Origin of the sequence: Yersinia sp. IP36721 (assembly GCF_003634395.1) — a bacterium.
Classification (GTDB): domain Bacteria; phylum Pseudomonadota; class Gammaproteobacteria; order Enterobacterales; family Enterobacteriaceae; genus Yersinia; species Yersinia entomophaga.
The window spans coordinates 1-23,962 of sequence record NZ_QCZL01000018.1 but is presented as its reverse complement, the minus strand read 5'-3'; the positions used below and the strand labels follow the sequence as shown (position 1 = coordinate 23,962).

Below are 23,962 nucleotides of genomic sequence, written 5' to 3'. Positions count from 1 at the left end.
TTTACACTGTGGGCCAGAACCCAAACGGGTGGTCCACTAGGTGTATTTAGTTAGCTGAGTCAGGAGAGCCGGATGTTAAAGCGTGAAATGAACATTGCCGATTATGATGCAGATCTATGGCGTGCAATGGAGCAAGAAGTGGTGCGCCAGGAAGAGCACATCGAGCTGATTGCGTCTGAGAACTATACCAGCCCGCGTGTTATGCAGGCGCAGGGTTCCCAGTTGACGAACAAATATGCTGAAGGTTATCCGGGCAAGCGTTACTACGGTGGCTGTGAGTATGTCGATGTGGTTGAGCAACTGGCTATCGACCGCGCGAAAGAGCTGTTTGGCGCAGATTATGCCAACGTTCAGCCGCACTCAGGCTCACAGGCTAACGTTGCGGTTTATTCCGCGCTGCTGAAGCCCGGCGATACCGTATTGGGTATGAATCTGGCCCATGGCGGCCACCTGACTCACGGCTCTCCGGTAAACTTCTCCGGTAAACTGTACAACATCGTTCCTTACGGCATCGATGAATCTGGCAAGATCGACTATGACGACATGGCGCGTCAGGCTGAACTGCATAAACCAAAAATGATCATCGGCGGCTTCTCTGCCTATTCCGGTATCGTTGATTGGGCAAAAATGCGTGAAATCGCTGATAGCATCGGCGCGTGGCTGTTTGTAGATATGGCTCACGTGGCAGGTCTGGTTGCTGCGGGCGTTTACCCTAACCCGGTTCCTCACGCGCACATCGTCACCACGACCACTCACAAAACTCTGGCTGGCCCACGCGGCGGTCTGATTTTGGCGAAAGGCGGCGACGAAGAACTGTATAAGAAACTGAATTCTTCCGTATTCCCTGCAAATCAGGGTGGCCCGTTGATGCACGTTATCGCCGGTAAAGCCGTAGCGCTGAAAGAAGCAATGGAGCCTGAATTCAAGGTTTACCAGCAGCAGGTTGCCAAAAACGCGAAAGCGATGGTTTCTGTCTTCCTGGATCGCGGCTACAAAGTGGTTTCTGGCGGTACTGAAAACCACCTTTTCCTGCTGGATTTGGTGGACAAAGATATCACCGGTAAAGATGCGGATGCCGCTTTGGGTCGTGCCAATATCACCGTGAACAAAAACAGCGTGCCTAACGATCCTAAGAGCCCGTTTGTGACTTCCGGCGTGCGTATTGGTTCCCCGGCTATCACGCGTCGCGGTTTCAAAGAAGCGGAATCCATCGAGCTGGCTGGCTGGATGTGTGATGTGTTGGATAACATCAACGACGAAGCGACTATCGAACGTACTAAACAGAAAGTTCTGGAAATTTGCGCCCGTTTCCCGGTTTATGCATAATTTCTGCGAGTTTATATAGTTGTTATCAAACCCGCTTCGGCGGGTTTTTTTTCATCAAATATCCGGTAATGAATAAAGCGGAAACGCCAGATAAAAGAGAATTTCTTCACTCGTGATGTGAGGTAGCTTGCAAACTATTTGTTTGGATGATTACCCGGTTGCTAGCGAAGAAGGGCTCTGTCACAGTATCTGGCTGACTCCGGAGGAATTATGGTATTGCAATCAACGCGCTGGCTGGCGCTCAGTTATTTCACCTACTTCTTTTCTTACGGTATTTTCCTGCCTTTTTGGAGTGTGTGGTTACAAGGCGAAGGTATTCCGCCGGAAACCATCGGTATCTTGTTAGGCGCTGGTCTGGTTTCTCGTTTCCTCGGCAGTTTAATTATTGCCCCTAGCGTGAAAAACCCCTCCCATCTGGTTACTGCACTAAGAATTCTGGCTTTGCTGACGCTGGCATTTGCCATCGGTTTTTGGTTTGGCAGTGGCTGGGCGTGGCTGATGATAGTCATTGCCGGTTTTAACCTGTTTTTCGGCCCGCTGGTGCCTTTGACCGATGCGCTGGCTGCGACCTGGCAAAAACAGATCTCAATGGATTATGGCAAGGTGCGTCTGTGGGGATCGCTGGCGTTTGTCATTGGTTCAGCGTTGACCGGCAAACTGGTATCTGTTTGGGGACATAACGCGATTCTTTACAGCCTGACCGTCGCGGTAGCGGCGATGCTGCTGGGCGTCTTATTACGCCCAAATGTGATGCCTAAAGGCGAGATTCGTAGCAATGTATTACCGGCGACCAAGTGGAAAATTTTACTGTCTGAAGGGCCGGTCTGGCGATTTTTGCTGTGCGTGACACTGCTGCAAGGCGCTCATGCGGGTTACTACAGCTTTAGCGCAATTTACTGGAAAGAAGCCGGTTATTCGGCGGCGACTATCGGTTATCTGTGGTCGCTGGGCGTGGTGGCCGAGATTTTGGTCTTCGCTTTCAGTAATGTGCTATTCCGCCGCTGGACGGCGCGCGGCCTGCTGCTGCTTTCCGCTATCAGCGGGATAATTCGCTGGAGTCTGATGGCATCGACTACCGAGCTGCACTGGCTGTTGCTGATTCAGATTTTGCATTGCGGCTCCTTTACCGTTTGCCACCTGGCAGCAATGCGCTTTATCGCCGCTCGCCGTGGCGCGGATGTTATTCGTCTGCAATCCGTTTACTCTGGCTTGGCGATGGGAGGAGGGATTGCGGTGATGACGGTGATTTCCGGCTTCCTGTTCGAACATATTCAGGGCGGTGTATTCTGGGTGATGGCGCTGGTGGCTGTACCGGCTCTATTTATTCGGCCAGCAGTGGTAGCGAATCCAGAAGACCTGGCGGATTAAGGCGTTTCCAGCCAACGACGAATAGCGATCTGATCTGCTTTTGTTAACGGTAAAAGCACCTGAATTAACGGCGGCGTTGACTCGGGTGTTTCTCGTTTATAGGGAGAAATCACTAGATTGGCACCGGGCGGTGCGCCAGATTTTAGGTATTCAGAATAAGATAAGTATTTGATGTAGAGTGGTAGTAGCGTTAGCTCACGCAGTTGCTGTTCTACTCGGTGCTCCAACTCCGGGTTCCCGTTGGTCAGTAGTAAAATCTGTTTTTCTTGTAACGCATTGCCCTGCATCAGCCATGCACCAAAGCTAATGGCAATCAGCCCTAGCTCATCGGCCGAAAATTCAATCTGGTATTCCCGTTCAAAATCGATTAAAGCTTCGCGAGTCGTCCGTAACAAGCGGGGATATTTGCTGCTGATTTCATCCAGTAAAATATTATCCACACCAATATGAAAGCGGCAGCGCTCGATTGCCGGAGCCAAATGAGCAAATAGCTGGCTGATTAACTCATCGTCACTGCTGAATTCCATTCCGGAAATCTGTTGAAAACGTCCAATCAATCGATGAATGGAATCCATCAGGCGAACATCTTCCGGAGAATGGTTGCTGCTGTAGCTATGCGCTTTAATCATGGTCAACGTCAGGATAAACACATCCCTTTCGCTGCTGGCTAAGGGGCGGGAAAGCTGATTATTCAGTGTGCAAAACAGGCTCTCGGCGGCGGTCAGTTCTACCTTTTGGCTCAACCACGTCACCTGCTGCTGCTCTAACTGCGGGTAGTTTTGTTGCTGATTTTCCCAAACCGCGTAGGCCAGATAAATCTGCAAAAAATAGCGGTCACGTTCGTCCAGCGGGCGAGGTAGAAGCTGTTCACATTGTTCCACGATATCTTGTAGCGGCGGTAATACGGCATTTTCACTTTGCCATTGCAGCGCCTGATGTAACGCTGGCACAAAGTTTTTATCGATAAACTCGGGACAATAGCGTAGCCCTCGGCGTAGCCAATGAATCAGACACAGCCGTTTATTTAGTAACGTTCCTTGTAGTTGGCAGTCCTCAGCCGGATTGGTACGAATATCCAGGTGATAGAAACGCTGGATTTCGTTCGCCACCTCAGCTATATCTTGCCGGGTGGTCGGAAGCCCGACGCCATTTAATTGACTGATAGTCTCCAGTTTTACCGGCAATGTCGGAGTAAACAGCAGCAATAACGCATGACAACGGCGCTGTTGACCGGAGAGCTCAGGCACTGGTGTAGTGTCTAGGCTCATAAAACCTTCCGAAGTAAGTTTGATTGGTATTATCACGCTAAGCATAGCAAAAGTGGGAAAACCAGCGCGCTCGCCGCAATAGCTTTTACATCGGGTTACAACTTACATCACAATAATTGCTGTAAATCCAAGGGTTGATAGATGTTCAATGTGTTATGTTATAACAATTATGCGTCGTACAAATATATTTGGGGACTATTTATTGGCGTGGCAGTTTTACTGTATAGCCCCTCAGGGCTAGCGCATCCGCACAGTTTTATCGAGATGGAAACCACTTTTGTGGTGGATGACCAGAAACTGACCGGTATGAAAATGGTCTGGACGATGGATGAAATTACCTCCGCCGATCTACTTTATGACGCAGAAAATGCCAAAAGTGACTCGGAAATCTGGAAGAAACTGGCGGCGGAAGTCATGGCTAACGTCTTGGGGCAGCACTATTTCACCGATATTTACCGCGATGGAAAGCCGGTGAAATACCTGAATTTACCGACGGAATACCATTTGTCCCGCAAAGGACATCGGGCGGTATTGGCATTCGTGATGCCTTTAGCCGATCCGCAGCCGATGGTCGGTAAGCCTTTTATAATTTCGACTTACGATCCAACGTATTTTGTCGACATGACTTACCCGGATCAGGCCGCAATTCATTTACCAGATGAATGGACTAAGCGTTGTCAGGCCACTTTATTTACCCCAAATCCGGACGCATCGTTACAGGCCTACGCCTTGTCGCTAGATAAGGAAGACTCCCCTGGGGAAGATATGGCTTTAGGAAAACAATTTGCCCAACGGATAACTCTACAATGTCAGTAAGTTTTACCCCGGCAACCCGCCGTCAGAAACACTGGTTCGTTCATCTTTGGCCTTTGGCATTGTTCCTGTTGTGTTTGGCGCTGGCGGCGCAATTGGCTTGGTCGTACTGGCCTGAGTTGCTGTTTAAAAGCGTGGTATGGCAAAAAACCATGCACCAGCAAATGGCGCAGCTACTGCAACAGGTAAAAGCAAATCCGCATCAAACGGGATTGGGGCTGATGTTTTTCAGCCTGATTTATGGTGTGTTGCATGCGGTTGGCCCCGGTCACGGAAAAGTGGTGATTGTCACTTATCTGGCTACGCATCCCGCGCGGCTGAAAAGTAGCCTGAAACTGACTTTTCTAGCCTCGCTATTACAGGGCGGAGTGGCAATAGCTTTGGTCTCGCTGATATTAGGCGTGTTCCAATTATCCTCCCGTTATTTGCATCAAAGCAGCTACTGGATGGAAAAGGGCAGCTTTTTACTAGTTATCCTGTTGGGATTGTTACTGTGTTTCCGCGCATTAAAGCGGCTTTATCACCAAATCACTCTACTCAAGCCGAAGAAAATCACTATCCAGCGTCTGCAACCTTTACCGGCCGATCATGTACATAGTGAAAACTGCGGCTGCGGGCATCGTCATCTTCCCAGCGATGAGGAATTGCAGGCGGGTAACGATTGGCGAACCCGTTTGGCGGTGATACTGGCGATGGGAATGCGACCCTGTTCCGGGGCGATTATGGTTTTGCTGTTTGCCAAAGTCATCGGGGTATATGTTTGGGGAATAGCGTCGGCGCTGGCAATGGCGCTAGGAACTTCACTAACCATTTCGCTGCTGGCGCTGTTTGTTCACTACGCCCGTCAGTTAGCGGTACGTTTGAGTCGGGATCGCGCACCGGCGGCGTGGGGCTCCCTCGCCTGGGCCACTTTAGCATTGGCCGGAGGAATCATTTTACTCTTCGCGGGAGTATTGCTTTATCTTTCCAGTCAGCCGTCCATGATGGGAGGCGTTCGCCCATTTGGCCGCTGAATTTCAACCATAAAAAATGCCAGTCAGCGTCAACCGACTGGCATTGCAATTCGGACTGGAGGCTGAAAATTAACGCTTCAGCGCTTCACTCAATTCATCGTTCATTGCCTGCAACATAGATTTCACTACGCGCGGATTACCGGCAACAATGTTACCAGAGCTGAAATGGTTATGGCCGCCAACGAAGTCGGTCACGATACCACCCGCTTCACGAACCAGCAGTTCGCCACCAGCGAAATCCCAAGGCTTCAGGCCAATTTCGAAGAAACCGTCTACGCGGCCAGCGGCAACGTAAGCCAGATCCAGCGCGGCAGAACCCGTGCGACGAATATCAGCACATTGGGTAAACAGCTTACCTAACACATTAATGTAGGCCGGTGCGTGTTGTTTCACTTTGAACGGGAAACCGGTAGCCAGAATAGTGCCATCCAGCTCTTTCGCGTTAGTACCGCGCAGGCGGTAACCGTTCAGCTGAGCGCCTTGACCGCGAGTTGCGGTGAACAGTTCATTACGCATTGGATCGTAAACCACTGCCACTTCAGTGCGGCCTTTGATGCGTACAGCAATGGAAACAGCGAAATGTGGGAAACGTTTGATGAAGTTTGAGGTGCCATCCAGTGGATCGATAACCCATTGAGTTTCGTACTCTTCACCAAGTAATTCACCACATTCTTCACTGATAATGGTGTGTTTTGGATAAGATTTACGGATAACGTCAATGATCAGATGTTCTGCATCACGGTCAACGTTAGTAACAAAGTCATTACTGCCTTTCTGGCTCGCTTCGACAGCGTCCGGGGTTTCATAATTTTTGGCAATCAGGTTACCGGCCTTACGCGCAGCGCGTATGGCGATAGTCAGCATCGGATGCATGGGTATCTTCCAACTAGGATGTTAAAGAACGAGAAACGGCGCGTAGTATAGCAGGGGATCTGATAAATGCCTACGCTTGTGTTAAGATGTTGCGATTCCCCGCTACCCTCAGAGTTTGTATGTTGCACAATATTCGCATTGTTTTGGTTGAAACTTCTCACACCGGAAACATGGGCTCTACTGCCAGAGCCATGAAAACCATGGGATTAACTAATTTGTATTTGGTCAATCCATTGGTAAAACCTGATTCTCAGGCCATCGCGCTGTCTGCGGGTGCCAGCGATGTTATCGGCAATGCCACCATCGTTGACACGCTAGATGAGGCTCTGGCCGGTTGCAGCCTGGTCGTTGGCACTAGTGCTCGCTCTCGCACGTTGCCGTGGCCGATGCTAGAACCGCGCGAATGCGGCGTTCGCAGCGCACGTGAAGCCGAACATGCACCAGTGGCGCTGGTGTTTGGCCGTGAACGCGTGGGGCTGACTAACGATGAACTACAGAAGTGTCATTACCACGTGGCGATCCCGGCAAATCCAGAATACAGCTCGCTGAATCTGGCGATGGCCGTGCAGATTCTGGCTTATGAAGTTCGAGTGGCATTCCTCGATCGTCAGGCAGAAATCGCACCTAAGCAGGAAGAGGAAGAAGCGCCTTATCCACTGGTAGACGACCTGGAGCGTTTTTACCAGCATCTGGAGCAGGTTTTATCCCACACCGGCTTTATTCGTCAGGCACATCCGGGGCAGATTATGAGCAAATTACGCCGTCTGTTTACCCGCGCCAGACCGGAAACACAAGAGCTTAATATCCTACGTGGAATGCTGACTTCGATCGAAAAACAGGATAAACACCAGAAAAGTGCCAATAACGCCAAAATGGCGAAAGATAAAGAATAGTCATATATATCATGTTGATATATGACTGTTTGGCACAAATATATAAGGATGACGAGGCATAAAATACTTGAGTGAATTACTAGGTTAAATAGTTGACTAAAACACTCAAGAATGGCAGACTTCTAGCTCGTTTCACCAACAGGTAATTTTAAGCTATGAGACTGACATCCAAAGGTCGTTATGCCGTGACCGCCATGCTTGACGTGGCATTACATTCCCAGGACGGGCCAGTACCTCTGGCAGATATTTCTGAACGTCAAGGAATCTCGTTATCTTATCTGGAACAACTCTTTTCACGTCTGCGCAAGAATGGCCTGGTTGCCAGCGTACGTGGTCCGGGCGGCGGTTACCTGCTGGGTAAAGACGCTGGCCAGATCGCCGTAGGCGCGGTCATTACTGCCGTAGACGAATCTGTCGATGCAACCCGTTGTCAGGGTAAAGAAGGCTGCCAGGGTGGCGATCGTTGCCTGACCCATACGCTGTGGCGCGATTTGAGCGAGCGTATCAGCAGCTTCCTGAACAACATTACATTGGCGGAACTGGTTAATAATCAAGATATTTTGGAAGTAGCGGATCGTCAGAACAACGATACGCGTCGTACGGCCAACGGCCGACCGCAAGAGACGATTAACGTCAATCTGCGCGCATAAGCAGAGTCTGCGGGATCTTCAGTTTTTGGAAGTGATGTACGGAGCATAAGAGCAATGACCGAATCAAAAGTAAAAACGCCGATCTATCTGGATTATTCAGCCACAACGCCAGTTGATCCGCGTGTTGCTGAAAAGATGATGCAGTATTTGACTTTGGACGGTATCTTCGGCAACCCGGCCTCCCGCTCCCACCGTTTTGGGTGGCAGGCAGAGGAAGCCGTTGATATCGCACGTAACGACATCGCCGCGCTAGTCGGTGCTGACCCACGTGAAATTGTGTTCACTTCGGGTGCGACAGAATCAAACAACCTTGCCATTAAAGGTGCCGCCAACTTCTATCAGAAGAAAGGCAAGCACATCATCACCTGTAAAACCGAACATAAAGCTGTGCTGGATACCTGCCGTCAGTTGGAGCGTGAAGGTTTCGAAGTGACCTACCTGGCACCGCAAAGCAACGGTATTATCGATCTCAAACAGCTTGAAGCTGCGATGCGTGAGGACACCATTTTGGTTTCCATCATGCATGTGAATAATGAAATCGGTGTGGTGCAGGATATCGCTGCTATTGGTGAAATGTGCCGTAGCCGCGGGATCATTTTCCACGTCGATGCGACTCAAAGCGTAGGCAAACTGCCTATCGATCTGAGCAAACTGAAAGTGGATCTGATGTCCTTCTCTGCCCATAAAATCTATGGTCCGATGGGCATTGGCGCACTGTTTGTTCGCCGTAAACCGCGTATTCGTATTGAAGCACAGCAGCACGGCGGCGGTCACGAGCGCGGTATGCGTTCCGGCACTTTGCCTGTGCACCAAATTGTTGGCATGGGTGAAGCTTACCGTATTGCCAAAGAAGAGATGGAAAGCGAATCTAAGCGTTTATCCTCACTGCGTAAGCGTCTGTGGGATGGCCTGAAAGATATCGAAGAAGTTTACCTGAACGGCGATTTAGAGAATGGCGCACCTAACATTCTTAACGTCAGCTTCAACTACGTTGAAGGTGAATCGCTGATTATGGCGCTGAAAGACTTGGCCGTTTCTTCAGGTTCAGCCTGTACCTCCGCAAGTCTGGAACCTTCTTACGTGCTACGCGCGCTGGGCATGAGCGATGAGCTGGCACACAGTTCCATCCGTTTCTCCCTGGGCCGTTTTACCACTGAAGAAGAGATCGACTACACCATTGCGCTGGTTCGCAAATCCATCGGTCGCCTGCGTGAACTGTCTCCACTGTGGGACATGTTCAAGCAGGGCGTGGATATCAACAGCATCGAATGGTCACATCACTAATTCCAGACTTTCAGATTCAGGAGCACTCAAATGGCTTATAGCGAAAAAGTAATAGATCATTACGAAAACCCACGTAACGTTGGTTCTTTCGATAACGAAGATCCAACCGTTGGTAGCGGCATGGTCGGCGCGCCGGCCTGTGGTGATGTGATGAAATTGCAGATCAAAGTTAACGAAGCCGGAATTATCGAAGACGCCCGCTTTAAAACTTACGGCTGCGGTTCCGCCATTGCTTCCAGCTCGCTGGTGACCGAATGGATGAAAGGCAAGTCTCTCGATCAGGCTGAAGCGATCAAAAACACGCAAATCGCTGAAGAACTGGAGTTACCGCCGGTTAAAATCCACTGCTCAATTCTGGCTGAAGATGCCATTAAAGCAGCGATCGCCGACTACAAAAGCAAACATAACGCTAAGTAGTTGTAAATCAGTATAAATAACCTGTCTGTGGTTAGGGCAGGTTCTCAGAAATGAGGTTGTTGTATGTCGATATCTATCAGCGACAGTGCTGCGCAACGTGTCAGCGCCTTCTTGGAACACCGTGGTAAAGGTTTGGGTTTGCGCCTGGGCGTAAGAACCTCCGGCTGCTCCGGTATGGCGTATGTACTAGAATTTGTTGACGAAATGAACGATGACGATATCGTTTTTGAAGACAAAGGCGTGAAAGTGATCATCGACGGTAAAAGCATGGTCTATCTGGACGGTACCGAACTGGATTTCGTCAAAGAAGGGCTGAACGAAGGCTTTAAGTTCAACAATCCAAACGTTTCCGGTGAATGCGGATGCGGTGAAAGTTTTAACGTTTAATCGTTAGTTTTTGCCTTATATCGTAGCGCTATACTGACGTTTGCTGATTTATCTGGCTCTCTTCCATGCCGCTGAGGCGGGAAGGGAGCTGCATAAACCCCTCACTCAGCCACACGACAACTTCCGAGCATGCTATGGATTACTTCACTTTATTCGGGCTGCCGGCTCGCTATCTCGTAGACGCCAGCCAACTCACTTCCCGCTATCAGGAATTGCAACGCCAGTTCCATCCGGATCGCTTTGCCAGCCAGCCAGAACGCGAGCGTTTGCTGGCTTTGCAGCAGGCTGCGACGATCAATGACGCCTATCAAACCCTCAAGCATCCGTTAAAACGCGCAGAGTATATGTTATCTTTGCAGGGTTTTGATTTGAGCAATGAACAGCACACCCTGCGTGATACCGCGTTTCTGATGGAACAATTGGAACTGCGGGAAGAGCTTGATGCCATTGAACGTCAGGCCGATGCCGAAAGCGCATTAGCGGCTTTTAACGCGCGTTTGGCGGTAATGACACAAAAACGTAGCGAGCAAATGGTGCAGGAACTGGATAACCAGCAATGGATCAATGCGGCGGATACTGTGCGAAAACTACGTTTTCTGGACAAGTTACAGCAGCAGGTTGAGCAGTTGGAAGAACGTCTGTTTGACGATTTTGCCTAAGAGTCAGGCCGCGGTTAGCAGGCTTGTGCCCTGAACTGTTAATCTCATGCTTATGATAGTGAACGACCAAACGTATCTTTTAAAGAATCCCTGAATAGGCTGAACATGCCTAAAAAAGCAGGGCGTTGGCGTTTCGCTTGAGAAATTTTTGTCATTTATACCCAATAGATTACCCGCTGTCGTTTTACCCTGCGGCAGCCTGCAAGTTGAAGGGTATAGATTCATGATTGATGGAAGCTCAACATGGCCTTATTACAAATTAGTGAGCCTGGTTTAACCGCGGCGCCGCACCAACGTCGGCTGGCCGCAGGTATCGATTTAGGTACTACCAATTCCCTGGTTGCTACGGTGCGCAGCGGTAAAGCGCAAACCCTGGCGGATAGTCAGAACCGAGATTTGTTACCCTCCGTGGTGCACTATCAGCGCGAAGGCATTGATATCGGTTGGGAGGCACGTCAGCAGGCGGCGCAGGACCCAGCCAATACCATCAGTTCCGTCAAACGAATGATGGGACGTTCGCTAGCGGATATTCAGCAGCGTTATCCTAATCTGCCTTACTCCTTCCAGCCGAGTGAAAACGGCCTGCCGATGATCCAAACTGCGGTGGGGCTGGTCAATCCGGTTCAGGTCTCAGCCGATATCCTCAAGGCTTTGTCGCAGCGTGCGCAGGAGGCCTTAGAAGGCCAGCTCGACGGTGTTGTTATCACCGTACCAGCCTATTTTGATGATGCGCAACGTCAAGGTACGAAAGATGCGGCGCGTCTCGCAGGTTTACACGTTTTACGCTTGCTTAACGAGCCTACCGCAGCGGCGATTGCCTACGGTTTGGATTCCGGTCAGGAAGGTGTGATTGCGGTTTACGATCTGGGTGGTGGAACCTTTGATATTTCTATTCTGCGCCTGAGTCGTGGGGTATTTGAAGTGCTGGCAACCGGCGGGGATTCTGCGCTGGGCGGCGATGACTTTGATCATCTGTTGGCTGACTGGTTACGTGAGCAGGCTGGAATTTCCTCCCGCGACGATCACGGTGTGCAGCGGCAATTGCTGGATGCGGCGATTACGGCGAAAATTGCTCTGAGTGATGCTGACGTAGCGGAAGTGAGCGTAGCAGGCTGGAAAGGGGAAATTACCCGTCAACAGTTTGAAGCGCTGATTGCTACGCTAGTTAAACGCACGTTAATGGCTTGCCGTCGTACTCTAAAAGACGCCGGTGTCAGCGCTCATGAAGTGCTGGAAGTGGTGATGGTCGGCGGCTCAACGCGCGTGCCTTTGGTTCGCGAGCAGGTTGGGCAGTTCTTCGGTCGCACGCCGCTGACGTCCATCGATCCCGATAAAGTAGTCGCCATCGGCGCAGCTATTCAGGCTGATATTCTGGTGGGCAATAAACCAGACAGCGATATGCTGCTGTTGGATGTTATTCCGCTGTCGCTGGGGTTGGAAACCATGGGCGGTTTGGTGGAAAAAGTGATTCCACGTAATACCACCATTCCGGTTGCTCGGGCGCAGGAATTCACCACCTTTAAAGACGGCCAAAGCGCAATGATGATTCACGTGCTGCAAGGTGAGCGAGAGCTGGTACAGGATTGTCGTTCGCTGGCTCGATTTACTCTGCGTGGCTTACCGCCGCTGCCGGCCGGCGGCGCGCACATTCGCGTGACTTTTCAGGTTGATGCCGATGGTTTGCTAAGCGTGACGGCGATGGAAAAATCCACCGGCGTAGAAGCTTCAATTCAGGTTAAGCCGTCCTATGGGTTATCTGATGACGAAATTGCCACGATGATCAAAGATTCCATGGCGAACGCGAAGCAAGACATTAATGCGAGAAAACTGGCGGAACAACAAGTCGATGCATCACGGGTGCTGGAAAGTTTGCAGGGCGCACTGGCGGAAGATGCCGCATTGCTGAGCGAACAGGAAAGCGCGGCGATTGCGCAGGCCGTGGAAGTCTTGCAGCAAAGCAGGCAGGGCAGCGACCCGGCGGCGATTGAAGCCGCAATCAAATCGTTAGATGCACAAACGCAAAACTTTGCCGCGCGTCGGATGGATGCCTCTATCCGTCGTGCTTTGGCTGGCCATTCTGTGGATGAGGTTTAATCATGCCTAAAATAGTATTTCTTCCGAATAAAGACCATTGTCCGGATGGTGCCGTATTTGAAGCGCGTCAAGGTGAAACAATTTTGGACGTTGCTCTGCGTAACGGAATTGATATCGAGCACGCCTGTGAAATGTCCTGCGCCTGTACTACCTGCCATTGCGTAGTGCGTGAGGGCTTTGATTCCCTGAATGAAAGCACCGAACTGGAAGACGACATGCTGGATAAAGCCTGGGGACTGGAGCCGGAAAGTCGTCTGAGCTGTCAGGCTCGAGTGGCTGATGAAGATCTGGTGGTTGAAATTCCTCGCTACACCGTCAACCACGCTCGCGAGCACTAATGGATATTATTCGTCGATCCGCTTTGGGCGGCGGCGGATAAAGGAGAAACGAATGAGTTTAACATGGCAAGACACGCGGGAAATCGGTGAAGCGCTGTACGATCAGTTTCCCGATCTCGATCCCAAAACGGTGCGTTTTACCGATATGCATCAGTGGATTTGCGATCTGGAAGAGTTTGATGACGATCCGGCGCGATCAAATGAAAAAGTGCTGGAAGCGATCTTACTAGTCTGGTTAGATGAGTTCGAGTAAATATCTCTGGGGTCGCGTTGGCGGCCCCGTTTCTTTTTGATAAAACTGTTTCCTATAAAAATTTTCTATAAATCTTTTCGTATCAATCGCTTTGTATTCGAGGCTGGTTTCGCAGACCAGTAACTAAGTAGCTGAAATACAGCAATAAAAGAATAACGACGAGGAAAGCTATGACTACAGAAATTATGCAAGTATCCCTATCAACCAATCCGGCAGATGCCCGCTGGGGCGAGAAAGCCCTGTTAAGTACCAACGATCAAGGTATGACTATTCACCTAACGGGCAAAGATGCTCTGGGTGTGATTCAGCGTGCAGCGCGTAAAATCGACGGACAAGGTATTAAAAAAGTGAAGCTGGCCGGTGAAGGCTGGGGTTTGGAACAAAGCTGGGCGTTTTGGCAGGGTTTCCGTGGGCCAAAAGGTGAGCGCAGCGTTGAATGGGCAGAATTGCCAGAGAACGATCGTCAGGAGCTGGAACAGCGTCTGAAAATTATTGATTGGGTACGTCACACCATCAATACCCCTGCGGAAGATCTAGGGCCGAAACAGCTGGCTAAAAACGCCATCGATCTGATGTGCAGCGTAGCCTGTGATGCTGTCAGCTACCGCATTACCGAAGGCGACGATTTACGAGAGCAAAACTATGCTGGTATTCATACCGTAGGCCGTGGTTCCGATCGTTCTCCGGTACTGCTGGCGTTGGATTTTAACCCAACCGGTAACCCTGATGCGCCGGTTATGGCTTGTCTGGTCGGTAAAGGGATTACTTTCGATTCCGGCGGTTATAGCCTAAAACAAAGCGCCTTTATGGATTCGATGAAGTCCGATATGGGCGGCGCAGCGACTCTGACCGGCGCTCTGGCATTAGCGGCAGCTCGCGGTTTGAACCAGCGTGTAAAACTGTATCTGTGCTGTGCGGATAACATGGTGAGCGGCAATGCCTTTAAGCTGGGCGATATTATTCGCTACCGTAATGGCAAAACCGTTGAAATCATGAATACCGATGCCGAAGGGCGTTTGGTATTGGCCGATGGTCTGATCGATGCATCGGAGCAAAATGCGTCGCTGATTATCGATGCAGCGACTCTGACCGGCGCGGCGAAAACCGCTCTGGGTAATGATTATCACGCTTTGTTCAGCTTCGATGATGAATTGGCGCAGGAACTGCTGGAAAGTGCGAAAAGTGAAAATGAACCGTTCTGGCGCTTACCGCTGGCCGAATTCCATCGCAACCAGCTGCCGTCCAACTTTGCCGAATTGAACAACGTTGCCGCGCCGTCTTATCCGGCCGGTGCTAGCACGGCGGCGGGCTTCCTGTCCCACTTCGTGAAAAATTATCAGCAAGGCTGGCTTCACATCGATTGCTCCGCCACTTATCGTAAAGGTGCAGTGGATCAATGGTCCGCTGGCGCAACCGGTCTGGGTGTGCGCACCGTAGCTAACCTGCTGCTGGCGAAAGCCAAATCATAGGTCGCAGCTGAAGCAGTTTTACCAAGTCTGTTTGAATAATCTGGGGCGCCTGCTGGTGCCCCTTTATCGATCTGCATGATTCCTAATTGATTGCTGTTTTGGAGTATGAAATGAGTTTTCCGCATCTTCCCTCATCTGATCATGACTATAGCCATGACCATGAAGAAAATACCGGTGAAAATGAGCTGGAGAAGCTATTAAAACTGGCGGCAAGTGAGTCTATTCACCGACCGGCCTTTTTCCGTGCCTTACTCGATGCCACCGTTTTGGTATTGGGCGATTCCGGGCAGGAAAGTCAGGACGGTGAAATGACTTTCTCCGCCGGTAATGGGGTGAATATTCTGCATTGGGAAAAACAGGGCGGCGAATTGACCATTCCTTTTTTCTCTTCGCTGGAAACTTTGCAGCAAGCGATCAGTCAATCTGAAGGCGAAAAAGAGCAGCCTTTTGTGGCGATGCCGGTACGCGTGCTGTTTGAAATGACGCAGGGAGCCAGCCTGTTTTTGAACCCGAAAACTGAATATGGCAAAGAATTCTATCCGGAAGAAGTGGCTATGCTATTGGCCAACGGTGGTGTAGCTAAACCAACGGAAATGGTGGTGGATAAAGAAACGCAGATTCTGCTTGGACAACCAGAAGAATATCCGTCGGTGATTGTTGATGCGTTAACCAAACTATTCAGCCAGCGCAAGCCGGTGCGCCGAGCATTTCTGGCGTTAATGCATGATAAAAGCGTGGATGAGAAACCGAATTTGCTGATCGGGCTGGAAGTGGATGGTTCAGAAGAAGAAATTCAAATTCTGATTCAGGAAGCCGGTCATATTGCCAGCGAGCACGCGCCAGACGATAGCCCGGTTGATTTTTGCGTGGTATCGGAAAAAGAACGAGGCGTTAGCCATTATTTGACTACGCATACGCAGCCTTTCTACCAACGGAAATGGGGCAGTTGGCTGCGAAATAGCATTCCTTCATCAGGGCAGGCGTAATTTATACTGGACGGAAGCCGCTGAGTTTCCGTCCTATTCTTCGTATTTATCATTACTTCGAAACGATTTCTTCAACTTTTCCTTCACTCTTTGTCCTCAAGTGACTAAATCCCGTAAACATCCCTTTCCTTTTTTAACTTTAATAAGATAATAGCGCCTATGTGCGATGGCTTATTCGCTCTCTCAGCCAGGGAAAAACAGAATGAATCCATACCCTAAGAAGGTATTTCAGTCAGGCAAGAAAATTTGTCAGGGAATGATGTTGGCCGGCGCGGTATTACTGATGGCGGCCTGTGATGAGGGCGATAAAACATCCGCCGTCGCCAATGCCAAACAGACTAACGCGGCTGCCGTTGTACCCGCTGCCGCCAAAAAAACCGATGCCGCCTCGCTGGCGGAAATGGCCAAGCGTTTTGCCGGTAAGCCTTTGACACTGCTTGATGCTTCAGAGCTTCAGCTAGACGGTGCCAGCGGAATGGTATTGACCTTCTCCGTTCCTCTCGATCCCAATCAGGATTTTGGTGCGCAGGTGCATTTGGTCGATACCCAAAGCGGGAAAATCGACGGTGCCTGGGAGCTGTCAGACAATCTGACCGAGTTGCGTTTACGGCATTTACTGCCGGAACGTAAACTGCTGCTAACGCTGGACGCTGGCCTAAAAGGCATTAGCGGCCAAACGTTAACCGTACCGGAACCGCAAAAAATCACCACTCGTAGCATTAAACCGAGCGTAGGTTTTGCCAGCAAAGGTTCGCTTTTGCCAACCAAATTGGCGCAGGGCTTACCGGTAATGGCGCTGAATGTCGATCACGTTGACGTTAACTTTTTCCGCATCAAACCGGCCAATCTGGCTAATTTCATCGCGACCTGGCAGTACCGAAATTCATTCGGTACCTGGGAATCTGATGAACTGCTGAAAATGGCCGATCTGGTGTATACCGGCCGTTTCGATCTTAATCCACAGCGTAATACGCGAGAAAAAATCCTGCTGCCGCTAGGAGATATCAAGCCGTTGCAGGAAACCGGCGTTTATCTGGCGGTGATGCAACAGGCGGGACAGTACAGCTATAGCATCGCGGCCAGCATGTTTACGCTAAGCGACATTGGCGTTTCGGTACATAGCTATCGCGATCGTCTGGACGTCTTCGCTCAAGGGTTAGAGGGGGGGGCCGCGCTGAAAGACGTTGCCCTACAGCTATTGGATGAAAAAGGGCAGGTGCTGGCAGAAGGGAAAACCGATGCTCAGGGCCACGCCCAGTTAGAAAAAAATGCCAAAGGGAAACTGCTACTGGCGAGCAAAGATGGGCAAACCAGCCTGATCGATTTGGTGGCTCCGGCGCTGGATCTGGCCGAATTTGAAATCGCTGGGCCGGAAGGTTATCAAAAACAATTCTTTGCCTTTGGTCCGCGCGATCTTTACCGACCGGGTGAAACCTTGATTGTTAACGGTTTACTGCGGGATGCCGACGGGAAGCCTCTCGCCGCTCAGCCAGTTAAAGTCGACATCGTCAAGCCGGATAATCAGGTGGCCCGCAGCTTTGTCTGGCAGCCACAGGACGGCTTATACCAATACCAATATGCGATTCCGGATAGTGCGCTGACCGGGGATTGGGCGCTGCGCTTTGATTTGGGCGACAACCAGCCGCGTTTATATAAATTCAAAGTGGAAGATTTCCTGCCGGAACGCATGGCGCTGGATATTTCCACCAGTAAACAGCCGTTGAGCACCGATGCCGCGTTGGCCTTTGACGTGACCGGCCGTTATCTGTACGGCGCACCGGCGGCGGATAACCGTTTGCAAGGACAGGCATTTTTGCGTCCGCAGCGAGAGGCGCTAACCGCACTGCCCGGCTTTGAATTTGGTTCAGTGGCGGAAGAGAATCTTTCCCGAACTTTGGATGAATTTGATACCGCATTGGATAAAAACGGCGAACTGGCCGTGCAAATCGATAACAGTTGGAGCGGCGTTAAATCTCCGGTGAAAGTGATTTTACAGGCGAGTTTGCTGGAATCCGGCGGTCGTCCGGTAACCCGTCGCGCTGAGCAGGCTATTTGGCCTGCAAAAGAATTGGCGGGGATTCGTCCATTATTCAGCAAGCGAAACGTTTATGACTATGTTTCCGATAAATATCGTTCGCAAGCGATGGTGGATGTCGATAGTCAGGCCGAGTTTGAGGTGGTTTATGCCAACGCAGCCGGAGAGAAACTGGCGGCAAAAGGCCTGAAAGTTCGTTTGATCCGTGAACGCCGTGATTACTACTGGCAGTGGTCGGAAAGCGACGGCTGGATGTCGCAATACGATAAAAAAGACCTGATGCTGGACGAAAAAAATCTTGATATCGCCGCAGGCAGCAGCGGCAAAGTCAGCTTCCCGGTGGAGTGGGGGGCTTATCGGGTTGAAGTGAGCAATAGCCACAACGATTTGGTGAGTAGCACTCGTTTCTGGGCCGGTTACGATTGGCAGGACAATACCGGTGGCAGCGGCTCGGTGCGTCCGGATCAGGTAAAACTGAAGCTGGATAAACCGGCTTATCGTCCGGGTGAAAAAGTGAAATTACATGTGGAAGCGCCAGCGGCCGGTACCGGTTATTTGCTGGTGGAGTCCAGCGACGGCCCACTGTGGTGGCAGGAAGTCGCGGTGCCAGTCGGCGGTGCTGACGTTGAGGTGCCATTGAATAAGGATTGGAACCGACATGATTTGTATCTGAGCGCCACGGTTATTCGTCCGGGTGATAAAACGGTGCAATCCACGCCTAAACGTGCGGTAGGTATTCTGCATCTGCCTTTGGCAGATGAAGGGCGCAAGCTAGGTCTGACGCTGGATGCACCGGCGCGGATGCGTCCGAATGAGACACTGACGGTCAAAGTCAAAGCTAACCCAATAGACGGTAAGCTGCCGAAGAAAGTGCAGGTGCTGTTGTCCGCCGTGGATAGCGGAATTCTCAGCATTACTGATTTTGCGACGCCAGATCCTTACGATGCTTTCTTTGGGCGTAAACGTTATAGCGTCGATCAATATGATGTATACGGCCAATTGATTGAAGGTCAGGGGCGTTTGGGTAGCCTGCGTTTTGGTGGGGACGGCGATGAGGAAGACGCTCTGTCTCGCGGCGGTAAAAAACCGATAACCGAAGTGACCATTGTGGCTCAGCAGGCGCAGCCGGTGACGCTGAATGAACAAGGTGAAGGCTCTATTCAGTTAGCTATTCCGGATTTCAACGGCGAATTGCGTTTGATGGCTCAGGCATGGAGCGATGAAGATTTTGGTAAAGCCGAAAGTAAAGTGATCGTTGCCGCACCGCTGATCGCGCAGTTAGCCGCGCCGCGCTTCCTGGCGGGTGGAGACCATACCGAACTGGCGCTGGACTTAAGCAACCTGTCCGGTCATCCACAAAATTTACAGGTGAAACTCAGCGCCACTGGTCTGATCGCGTTAAACGGCGCAGGGGAACAGCAGCTTTCTCTGGCCAACGGCGAACGTAAAACTCTGCTGATTCCGGTGCAGGCTCTGAACGGTTTCGGTCAGGGGGATATTGGTTTGGTTATCAGCGGCGTTGCCCTGCCAAATGAAAATCTACCGGATTATCAACATCACTGGAAAATTGGCGTGCGACCGGCTTATCCGGCACAGACTCGCCATTTCGCCAATATTCTGCACAGCGGCGAAAGCTGGATACTACCGCCAGAGGCCACTGAAGGTCTGGAACAAGATACCCTTGAAGGCCAGTTGTTGTTAACCAGCCGACCGCCGTTAAACGTGGCGCGCTACATCAGCGAGCTGTATGCCTACCCTTATGGCTGTCTGGAGCAAACCGTTAGCGGCCTGTATCCGTCGCTGTACAGCAATTATGCCCAGTTAACTTCCATTGGCATTAAAGCCGATAGCGATGAAAAACGCCGTAAATCCATCGATACCGGCATCGAACATCTGCTGAGTATGCAAAAGGATAACGGTGGATTTGCGCTGTGGGACAAACAGGGTTGGGAAGAACATTGGCTGACGGCCTATGCCACCGATTTCCTGTTCCGAGCTAGCCAGCAGGGTTACAGCGTGCCAGCCAGCGCGCTGACGGCGGCCAATAATCGTTTACTGCGTTATTTGCAGGATCCAAGCCAAATTGAGATGCGCTACAGCTCCAATGATCTGCATTCACGCTTTGCGGTACAAGCTTACGCTGGGCTGGTTTTAGCTTCGCAGCAGAAAGCGCCTCTGGGTGCGCTACGTCAGTTGGCCAACCGCAGTAAAGACGCCCGCACCGGCTTACCATTGGTGCAATTGGGTATCGCGCTGAAAATGATGGGTGATATGCCTCGAGCCGAAGTCCTGCTGACGCAGGGGATGACGACGACACGCGCTAAAACCGATTATTGGTTGGGAGATTACGGCAGTGAAATTCGTGACAATGCTTTGATTCTCTCATTGTTAACGGAAAACAACCTATTGCCGCAGCAGCGTGATAGCCGGTTGCTGTCGTTGTCTGAGCAACTCACTGGAAAGCGTTATTTATCGACGCAGGAAAGCAACGCGGTATATCTGGCCGGACGCACTTTAATTAGCGCCAATGAAACGCCGTGGCAGATCGCTTTCGCGACAAATCACGCGGAAGGGGCGGCAGAAACTCATGACAAACCGCTTAGCCAGAATTGGTCTGCTAAGCAGCTGACCGAAGGTTTGGCGCTACAGAATCCGGGGAGCGCGGCAGTTTATAGCCGATTAGATTTAGTAGGTTATCCGCAGATGGCACCAACGCCTTCTAACAATAATCTAAGTATCACACGTACTTATCTGGATATGAACGGTCATCCGGTGGAATTGGATCAGGTTAAAAGCGGCCAGTTAATCGTGGTTTACCTGAGAGTGGGCGCTAACCAACGGGTGCCTGATGCGCTGGTGGTCGATTTACTGCCTGCCGGGTTGGAACTGGAAAACCAGAATCTGGGTGACAGCAGCGCCAGCTTGGGGGAAAGCGCCAGCGGGTTGCCGGAGCTACAGATGAATATGCAGCAGGCGACCATTAAACATCAGGAATTCCGTGACGATCGCTATGTTGCAGCCGTTGATGTCGATGGCTACAACTTCACCACGCTGCTGTATCTGGCCAGAGCGGTCACACCGGGTACCTACCTGATTCCGCCGCCGCAGGTGGAATCCATGTACGTACCGGAATGGCGTGCTGTGGGTTCAACGCCAACGCAGCTACGCGTACTGAAATAAACTTTCTGGCCTCTTTGTTGCGGATTATCTGTGCAAAGGGGCCGAAATCATCGCCTGATGACTCGTTTTTTCCGCTCTCGCCGCCGTTTCTGGCTTGCTTTGCTGTTTATCTCGCTGCTGCTGCCGGCGGCTATCTGGCTGGCTGATAGAGCCTGGCCGCTGCCTCTAACTGATGTACAAATGGCACGGATTGTGGTGGCGGAAGATGGCTCTCCCCTATGGCGTTTTGCAGATGATGACGGCGTCTGGCGCTATCCGGTCAGTATCAAACAGGTTTCTCCGTATTATTTGCAAGCGTTGCTAACCTATGAAGATCGCTGGTTCTATCATCATCCCGGTGTTAATCCATTATCTCTGGCGCGTGCGGCCTGGCAGGATCTCCGTGCGGGGAAAATACTCTCCGGCGGCAGTACGCTTTCCATGCAGGTTGCGCGCCTGATCGATCCACATCCTCGCACTTTAGGTGGAAAACTGCGTCAGGTCTGGCGCACCTTTCAGTTGGAATGGCATCTGTCCAAAGACCAGATTTTGGAGATTTACCTGAACCGCGCGCCTTTTGGCGGGACATTGCAGGGCATCGGTGCCGCCAGTTGGACTTATTTAGGCAAAGCGCCGGACAACTTGACCCAAGGGGAAGCGGCTTTGCTGGCGGTACTGCCGCAGGCACCGAGCCATTTGCGGCCCGATCGTTACCCTTTACGTGCCAAAGCGGCGCGAGACAAAGTATTAACCCGATTAGCGCAGTACGGCGTCTGGCCTACGAGTCAGGTGACTGAAATTCAACAGGAAGATATCTGGCTGGCTCCTCGTCAGGTGCCGCAACTGGCACCTCTGCTGGCTCGCCGTCTGACTCTCGGTAACCAGCGCGAACTTATTCAAACAACGCTGGACGCCGGTTTGCAGCGCCAACTGGAAGATATGGCCGCCGGCTGGCGGCACCAGTTGCCGGAGAAAACCTCTCTCGGTGTGCTAGTAGTAGACCACACAACCATGGAAGTGAAGGCTTACATCGCCTCGGTTGATTTCGGTGATGACAGTCGTTTCGGCCATGTTGATACCATCAGCGCGTGGCGTTCACCTGGCTCGACGCTCAAGCCCTTTTTATATGCGATGGCATTAGATGATGGCCTCATTCACGGCGAATCCTTGTTACAGGACGTTCCGCGTCGGTTTGGCAATTATCGTCCGGGGAATTTTGATACCGGTTTTCACGGGCCTGTGAGTGCTAGCGATGCATTAGTACGTTCGCTGAATCTGCCCGCGGTACAACTCTTGGAGGCTTATGGCTCCAAACGTTTTGCCGCCAATTTGCGCAATGCCGGCCTGATATTACGTTTTCCTCTGCACAGCGAACCTAATCTGGCGCTGATATTAGGCGGAACCGGCGCACGTTTAGATCAATTGGTTACCGCTTTTAGCGCCTTTGGGCGTGGAGGGATGGCCGGACAGCTACGTTTCGAGCCGAAGCAACCGTTGCTTCAGCGGCGGCTATTTTCCCCCGGCGCGGCGTGGATTGTACGACGGATTATGGCGGGAGAAGGGAGGCCGGTGCCCGACGATATTTTACCTGCGGTTGTGCCTTTGGCATGGAAAACCGGCACCAGTTATGGTTATCGGGACGCATGGGCGATTGGCCTGAACGCCCGCTATACGCTGGGCATTTGGGTTGGCAGGCCCGACGGCACGCCGGTTGCAGGGCAATTTGGCTATGCTACTGCGGTACCTATTTTGCATCAGGTTAATGGCGTGCTCATGGCGCGCTTGAATCAGGGAAATCGAGCATTACCGATCGACCCGCGGCCTGAATCAGTGAGTCGGGAAGAGATCTGCTGGCCGGGCGGCCAGCCATTGCCAGCCGGTGACAGTAACTGCCGTCAGCGACGCCAGAGTTGGGTACTGGATGGTACTTTGCCGCCCACACTGGCGGCTCCCGGACAGGAAAATATCCAAGGTAGCCAGATGAATATATGGCTGAATAAGCAAGGTCAGCGAGTGGCGGCAGATTGCCCGGACGCTACGCCGACCCGTTTAACTCTCTGGCCGTTGCCGCTTGAGCCTTGGCTGCCGTGGGCAGAGCGTCGTGCGCAGCGTTTGCCACCGGTAAATGCCACCTGCCCGCCGCTAGCGGAAAATGACAGTCCTCCACTTTTGATTCTGGGTATTCGGGATGGGGCTGTTGTGCGTCGTTTACCGGGTAAGAACAGTCTGGATTTACGATTGGAAGCGCAGGGCGGGCAAGGGGAACGCTGGTGGTTCTTGAACGGCGAGCAGGTTGCTACCACTCAAAATCATCAATCATGGCTACAAACGCTGACGGCTCCGGGGCGTTATCAGCTAAATGTGTTGGATGAAAGCGGGCAAGTCAGCAACGTTGAATTCCGACTGGAGTAAGAAAGTCCAAATTATCTTAATTAAAAAACGCAATGCATATGGAAATACGATGTATTTGTTGTTTTTATATTAAAAAATAGTGTAACCAATAAAATGTTGATTTTATATAATCCCAATTGATTTTTTTATTATTTTTAACCTCGGCTATTGATGATTTTCTTTCAAAGTGAATTTTTATTTTTATTTTTATTTTTATTTTTATTTTTATTTATCAACAATCAACAATCAACAATCAACAATCAACAATCAACAATCAACAATCAAC

Annotated in this window: 19 protein-coding genes; 17 read left to right on the top strand and 2 right to left on the bottom strand. The window is 51.1% G+C overall.

Features of this window, described 5'->3' with window-relative positions; translation table 11 throughout:
* Nucleotides 1-72 precede the first annotated feature (72 nt).
* Together glyA and DBA33_RS14375 are read left to right on the top strand one after the other, a co-directional pair.
* Nucleotides 73-1,326, top strand: a complete 1,254-nt coding sequence (gene glyA / locus DBA33_RS14380; RefSeq protein ID WP_064516837.1) for a serine hydroxymethyltransferase — start codon at nucleotides 73-75, stop codon at nucleotides 1,324-1,326.
* A 210-nt stretch (nucleotides 1,327-1,536) separates the two neighbouring features.
* Nucleotides 1,537-2,694 (top strand): 3-phenylpropionate MFS transporter, encoded by a 1,158-nt coding sequence (locus tag DBA33_RS14375; RefSeq protein ID WP_064516839.1) that lies wholly within the window; start codon nucleotides 1,537-1,539, stop codon nucleotides 2,692-2,694.
* On the opposite strand, the gene csiE is transcribed toward DBA33_RS14375, so the two are convergent.
* Nucleotides 2,691-3,962, bottom strand: a complete 1,272-nt coding sequence (csiE, locus tag DBA33_RS14370; protein ID WP_064516841.1) for a stationary phase inducible protein CsiE — start codon at nucleotides 3,960-3,962, stop codon at nucleotides 2,691-2,693. The genes DBA33_RS14375 and csiE overlap by 4 nt on opposite strands.
* A gap of 141 nt (nucleotides 3,963-4,103) precedes the next feature.
* On the opposite strand from csiE, the gene DBA33_RS14365 reads away from it, so the two are divergent.
* Nucleotides 4,104-4,778 carry a DUF1007 family protein gene (locus DBA33_RS14365; RefSeq protein WP_064516843.1) on the top strand — a complete coding sequence of 225 codons (675 nt, stop codon included), beginning with the start codon at nucleotides 4,104-4,106 and terminating at the stop codon, nucleotides 4,776-4,778.
* On the top strand, nucleotides 4,769-5,788 hold the full coding sequence (locus DBA33_RS14360) for a nickel/cobalt transporter (protein WP_064516845.1): 1,020 nt from the start codon (nucleotides 4,769-4,771) through the stop codon (nucleotides 5,786-5,788). The genes DBA33_RS14365 and DBA33_RS14360 overlap by 10 nt, the downstream gene beginning before the upstream one ends.
* A gap of 69 nt (nucleotides 5,789-5,857) precedes the next feature.
* On the opposite strand, the gene suhB is transcribed toward DBA33_RS14360, so the two are convergent.
* Nucleotides 5,858-6,661, bottom strand: coding sequence for an inositol-1-monophosphatase (gene suhB, locus DBA33_RS14355; protein ID WP_064516847.1), 804 nt, complete (start codon nucleotides 6,659-6,661; stop codon nucleotides 5,858-5,860).
* Nucleotides 6,662-6,780: 119 nt separating this feature from the next.
* On the opposite strand from suhB, the gene trmJ reads away from it, so the two are divergent.
* The 13 genes from trmJ (at nucleotide 6,781) to pbpC (ending at nucleotide 23,697) form a co-directional block, all read left to right on the top strand.
* Entirely contained in the window at nucleotides 6,781-7,554 is a 774-nt protein-coding gene (gene trmJ, locus DBA33_RS14350; RefSeq protein WP_049601751.1) for a tRNA (cytosine(32)/uridine(32)-2'-O)-methyltransferase TrmJ, read from the top strand.
* Nucleotides 7,555-7,709: 155 nt separating this feature from the next.
* The gene (gene iscR, locus DBA33_RS14345; protein WP_049601747.1) at nucleotides 7,710-8,204 is read left to right on the top strand and encodes a Fe-S cluster assembly transcriptional regulator IscR; all 495 of its coding nucleotides are present in this window, start codon (nucleotides 7,710-7,712) and stop codon (nucleotides 8,202-8,204) included.
* Between the two features lie 54 nt (nucleotides 8,205-8,258).
* The gene (locus DBA33_RS14340) at nucleotides 8,259-9,488 is read left to right on the top strand and encodes an IscS subfamily cysteine desulfurase (protein WP_064516849.1); all 1,230 of its coding nucleotides are present in this window, start codon (nucleotides 8,259-8,261) and stop codon (nucleotides 9,486-9,488) included.
* Nucleotides 9,489-9,518: 30 nt separating this feature from the next.
* Nucleotides 9,519-9,905: a Fe-S cluster assembly scaffold IscU gene (gene iscU / locus DBA33_RS14335; protein WP_049601742.1), complete on the top strand. Its 387-nt coding sequence runs from the start codon at nucleotides 9,519-9,521 to the stop codon at nucleotides 9,903-9,905.
* Nucleotides 9,906-9,968: 63 nt separating this feature from the next.
* A complete protein-coding gene (gene iscA, locus DBA33_RS14330) occupies nucleotides 9,969-10,292 on the top strand; it encodes an iron-sulfur cluster assembly protein IscA (RefSeq protein WP_049601740.1) in 324 nt (107 codons plus the stop codon).
* Nucleotides 10,293-10,426: 134 nt separating this feature from the next.
* Nucleotides 10,427-10,951 (top strand): co-chaperone HscB, encoded by a 525-nt coding sequence (gene hscB, locus DBA33_RS14325; RefSeq protein ID WP_064516851.1) that lies wholly within the window; start codon nucleotides 10,427-10,429, stop codon nucleotides 10,949-10,951.
* Nucleotides 10,952-11,194: 243 nt separating this feature from the next.
* Entirely contained in the window at nucleotides 11,195-13,045 is a 1,851-nt protein-coding gene (hscA, locus tag DBA33_RS14320; RefSeq protein WP_064516853.1) for a Fe-S protein assembly chaperone HscA, read from the top strand.
* A 2-nt stretch (nucleotides 13,046-13,047) separates the two neighbouring features.
* Nucleotides 13,048-13,383 (top strand): ISC system 2Fe-2S type ferredoxin, encoded by a 336-nt coding sequence (fdx, locus tag DBA33_RS14315; RefSeq protein ID WP_042525582.1) that lies wholly within the window; start codon nucleotides 13,048-13,050, stop codon nucleotides 13,381-13,383.
* Between the two features lie 52 nt (nucleotides 13,384-13,435).
* Nucleotides 13,436-13,636, top strand: coding sequence for a Fe-S cluster assembly protein IscX (gene iscX / locus DBA33_RS14310; RefSeq protein ID WP_049601731.1), 201 nt, complete (start codon nucleotides 13,436-13,438; stop codon nucleotides 13,634-13,636).
* A 170-nt stretch (nucleotides 13,637-13,806) separates the two neighbouring features.
* Entirely contained in the window at nucleotides 13,807-15,105 is a 1,299-nt protein-coding gene (gene pepB / locus DBA33_RS14305) for an aminopeptidase PepB (protein WP_064516855.1), read from the top strand.
* Nucleotides 15,106-15,215: 110 nt separating this feature from the next.
* Entirely contained in the window at nucleotides 15,216-16,091 is an 876-nt protein-coding gene (sseB, locus tag DBA33_RS14300) for an enhanced serine sensitivity protein SseB (RefSeq protein ID WP_120806683.1), read from the top strand.
* Between the two features lie 202 nt (nucleotides 16,092-16,293).
* Nucleotides 16,294-21,306, top strand: a complete 5,013-nt coding sequence (locus DBA33_RS14295; protein WP_064516859.1) for an alpha-2-macroglobulin — start codon at nucleotides 16,294-16,296, stop codon at nucleotides 21,304-21,306.
* 57 nt (nucleotides 21,307-21,363) lie between these two features.
* Nucleotides 21,364-23,697, top strand: coding sequence for a peptidoglycan glycosyltransferase PbpC (gene pbpC, locus DBA33_RS14290; RefSeq protein ID WP_064516861.1), 2,334 nt, complete (start codon nucleotides 21,364-21,366; stop codon nucleotides 23,695-23,697).
* Nucleotides 23,698-23,962: the final 265 nt, after the last annotated feature.

Coding starts and splice junctions, on each gene's coding strand:
- DBA33_RS14360 (WP_064516845.1), top strand. CDS start 4,769: ATGTCAGTAAGTTTTACCCCGGCAACCCGCCGTCAGAAACACTGGTTC.
- iscR (WP_049601747.1), top strand. CDS start 7,710: ATGAGACTGACATCCAAAGGTCGTTATGCCGTGACCGCCATGCTTGAC.
- pepB (WP_064516855.1), top strand. CDS start 13,807: ATGACTACAGAAATTATGCAAGTATCCCTATCAACCAATCCGGCAGAT.
- iscA (WP_049601740.1), top strand. CDS start 9,969: ATGTCGATATCTATCAGCGACAGTGCTGCGCAACGTGTCAGCGCCTTC.
- DBA33_RS14375 (WP_064516839.1), top strand. CDS start 1,537: ATGGTATTGCAATCAACGCGCTGGCTGGCGCTCAGTTATTTCACCTAC.
- DBA33_RS14365 (WP_064516843.1), top strand. CDS start 4,104: ATGTTCAATGTGTTATGTTATAACAATTATGCGTCGTACAAATATATT.
- pbpC (WP_064516861.1), top strand. CDS start 21,364: ATGACTCGTTTTTTCCGCTCTCGCCGCCGTTTCTGGCTTGCTTTGCTG.
- DBA33_RS14295 (WP_064516859.1), top strand. CDS start 16,294: ATGAATCCATACCCTAAGAAGGTATTTCAGTCAGGCAAGAAAATTTGT.
- sseB (WP_120806683.1), top strand. CDS start 15,216: ATGAGTTTTCCGCATCTTCCCTCATCTGATCATGACTATAGCCATGAC.
- DBA33_RS14340 (WP_064516849.1), top strand. CDS start 8,259: ATGACCGAATCAAAAGTAAAAACGCCGATCTATCTGGATTATTCAGCC.
- glyA (WP_064516837.1), top strand. CDS start 73: ATGTTAAAGCGTGAAATGAACATTGCCGATTATGATGCAGATCTATGG.
- fdx (WP_042525582.1), top strand. CDS start 13,048: ATGCCTAAAATAGTATTTCTTCCGAATAAAGACCATTGTCCGGATGGT.
- csiE (WP_064516841.1), bottom strand. CDS start 3,962: ATGAGCCTAGACACTACACCAGTGCCTGAGCTCTCCGGTCAACAGCGC.
- iscX (WP_049601731.1), top strand. CDS start 13,436: ATGAGTTTAACATGGCAAGACACGCGGGAAATCGGTGAAGCGCTGTAC.
- iscU (WP_049601742.1), top strand. CDS start 9,519: ATGGCTTATAGCGAAAAAGTAATAGATCATTACGAAAACCCACGTAAC.
- hscA (WP_064516853.1), top strand. CDS start 11,195: ATGGCCTTATTACAAATTAGTGAGCCTGGTTTAACCGCGGCGCCGCAC.
- hscB (WP_064516851.1), top strand. CDS start 10,427: ATGGATTACTTCACTTTATTCGGGCTGCCGGCTCGCTATCTCGTAGAC.
- suhB (WP_064516847.1), bottom strand. CDS start 6,661: ATGCATCCGATGCTGACTATCGCCATACGCGCTGCGCGTAAGGCCGGT.
- trmJ (WP_049601751.1), top strand. CDS start 6,781: ATGTTGCACAATATTCGCATTGTTTTGGTTGAAACTTCTCACACCGGA.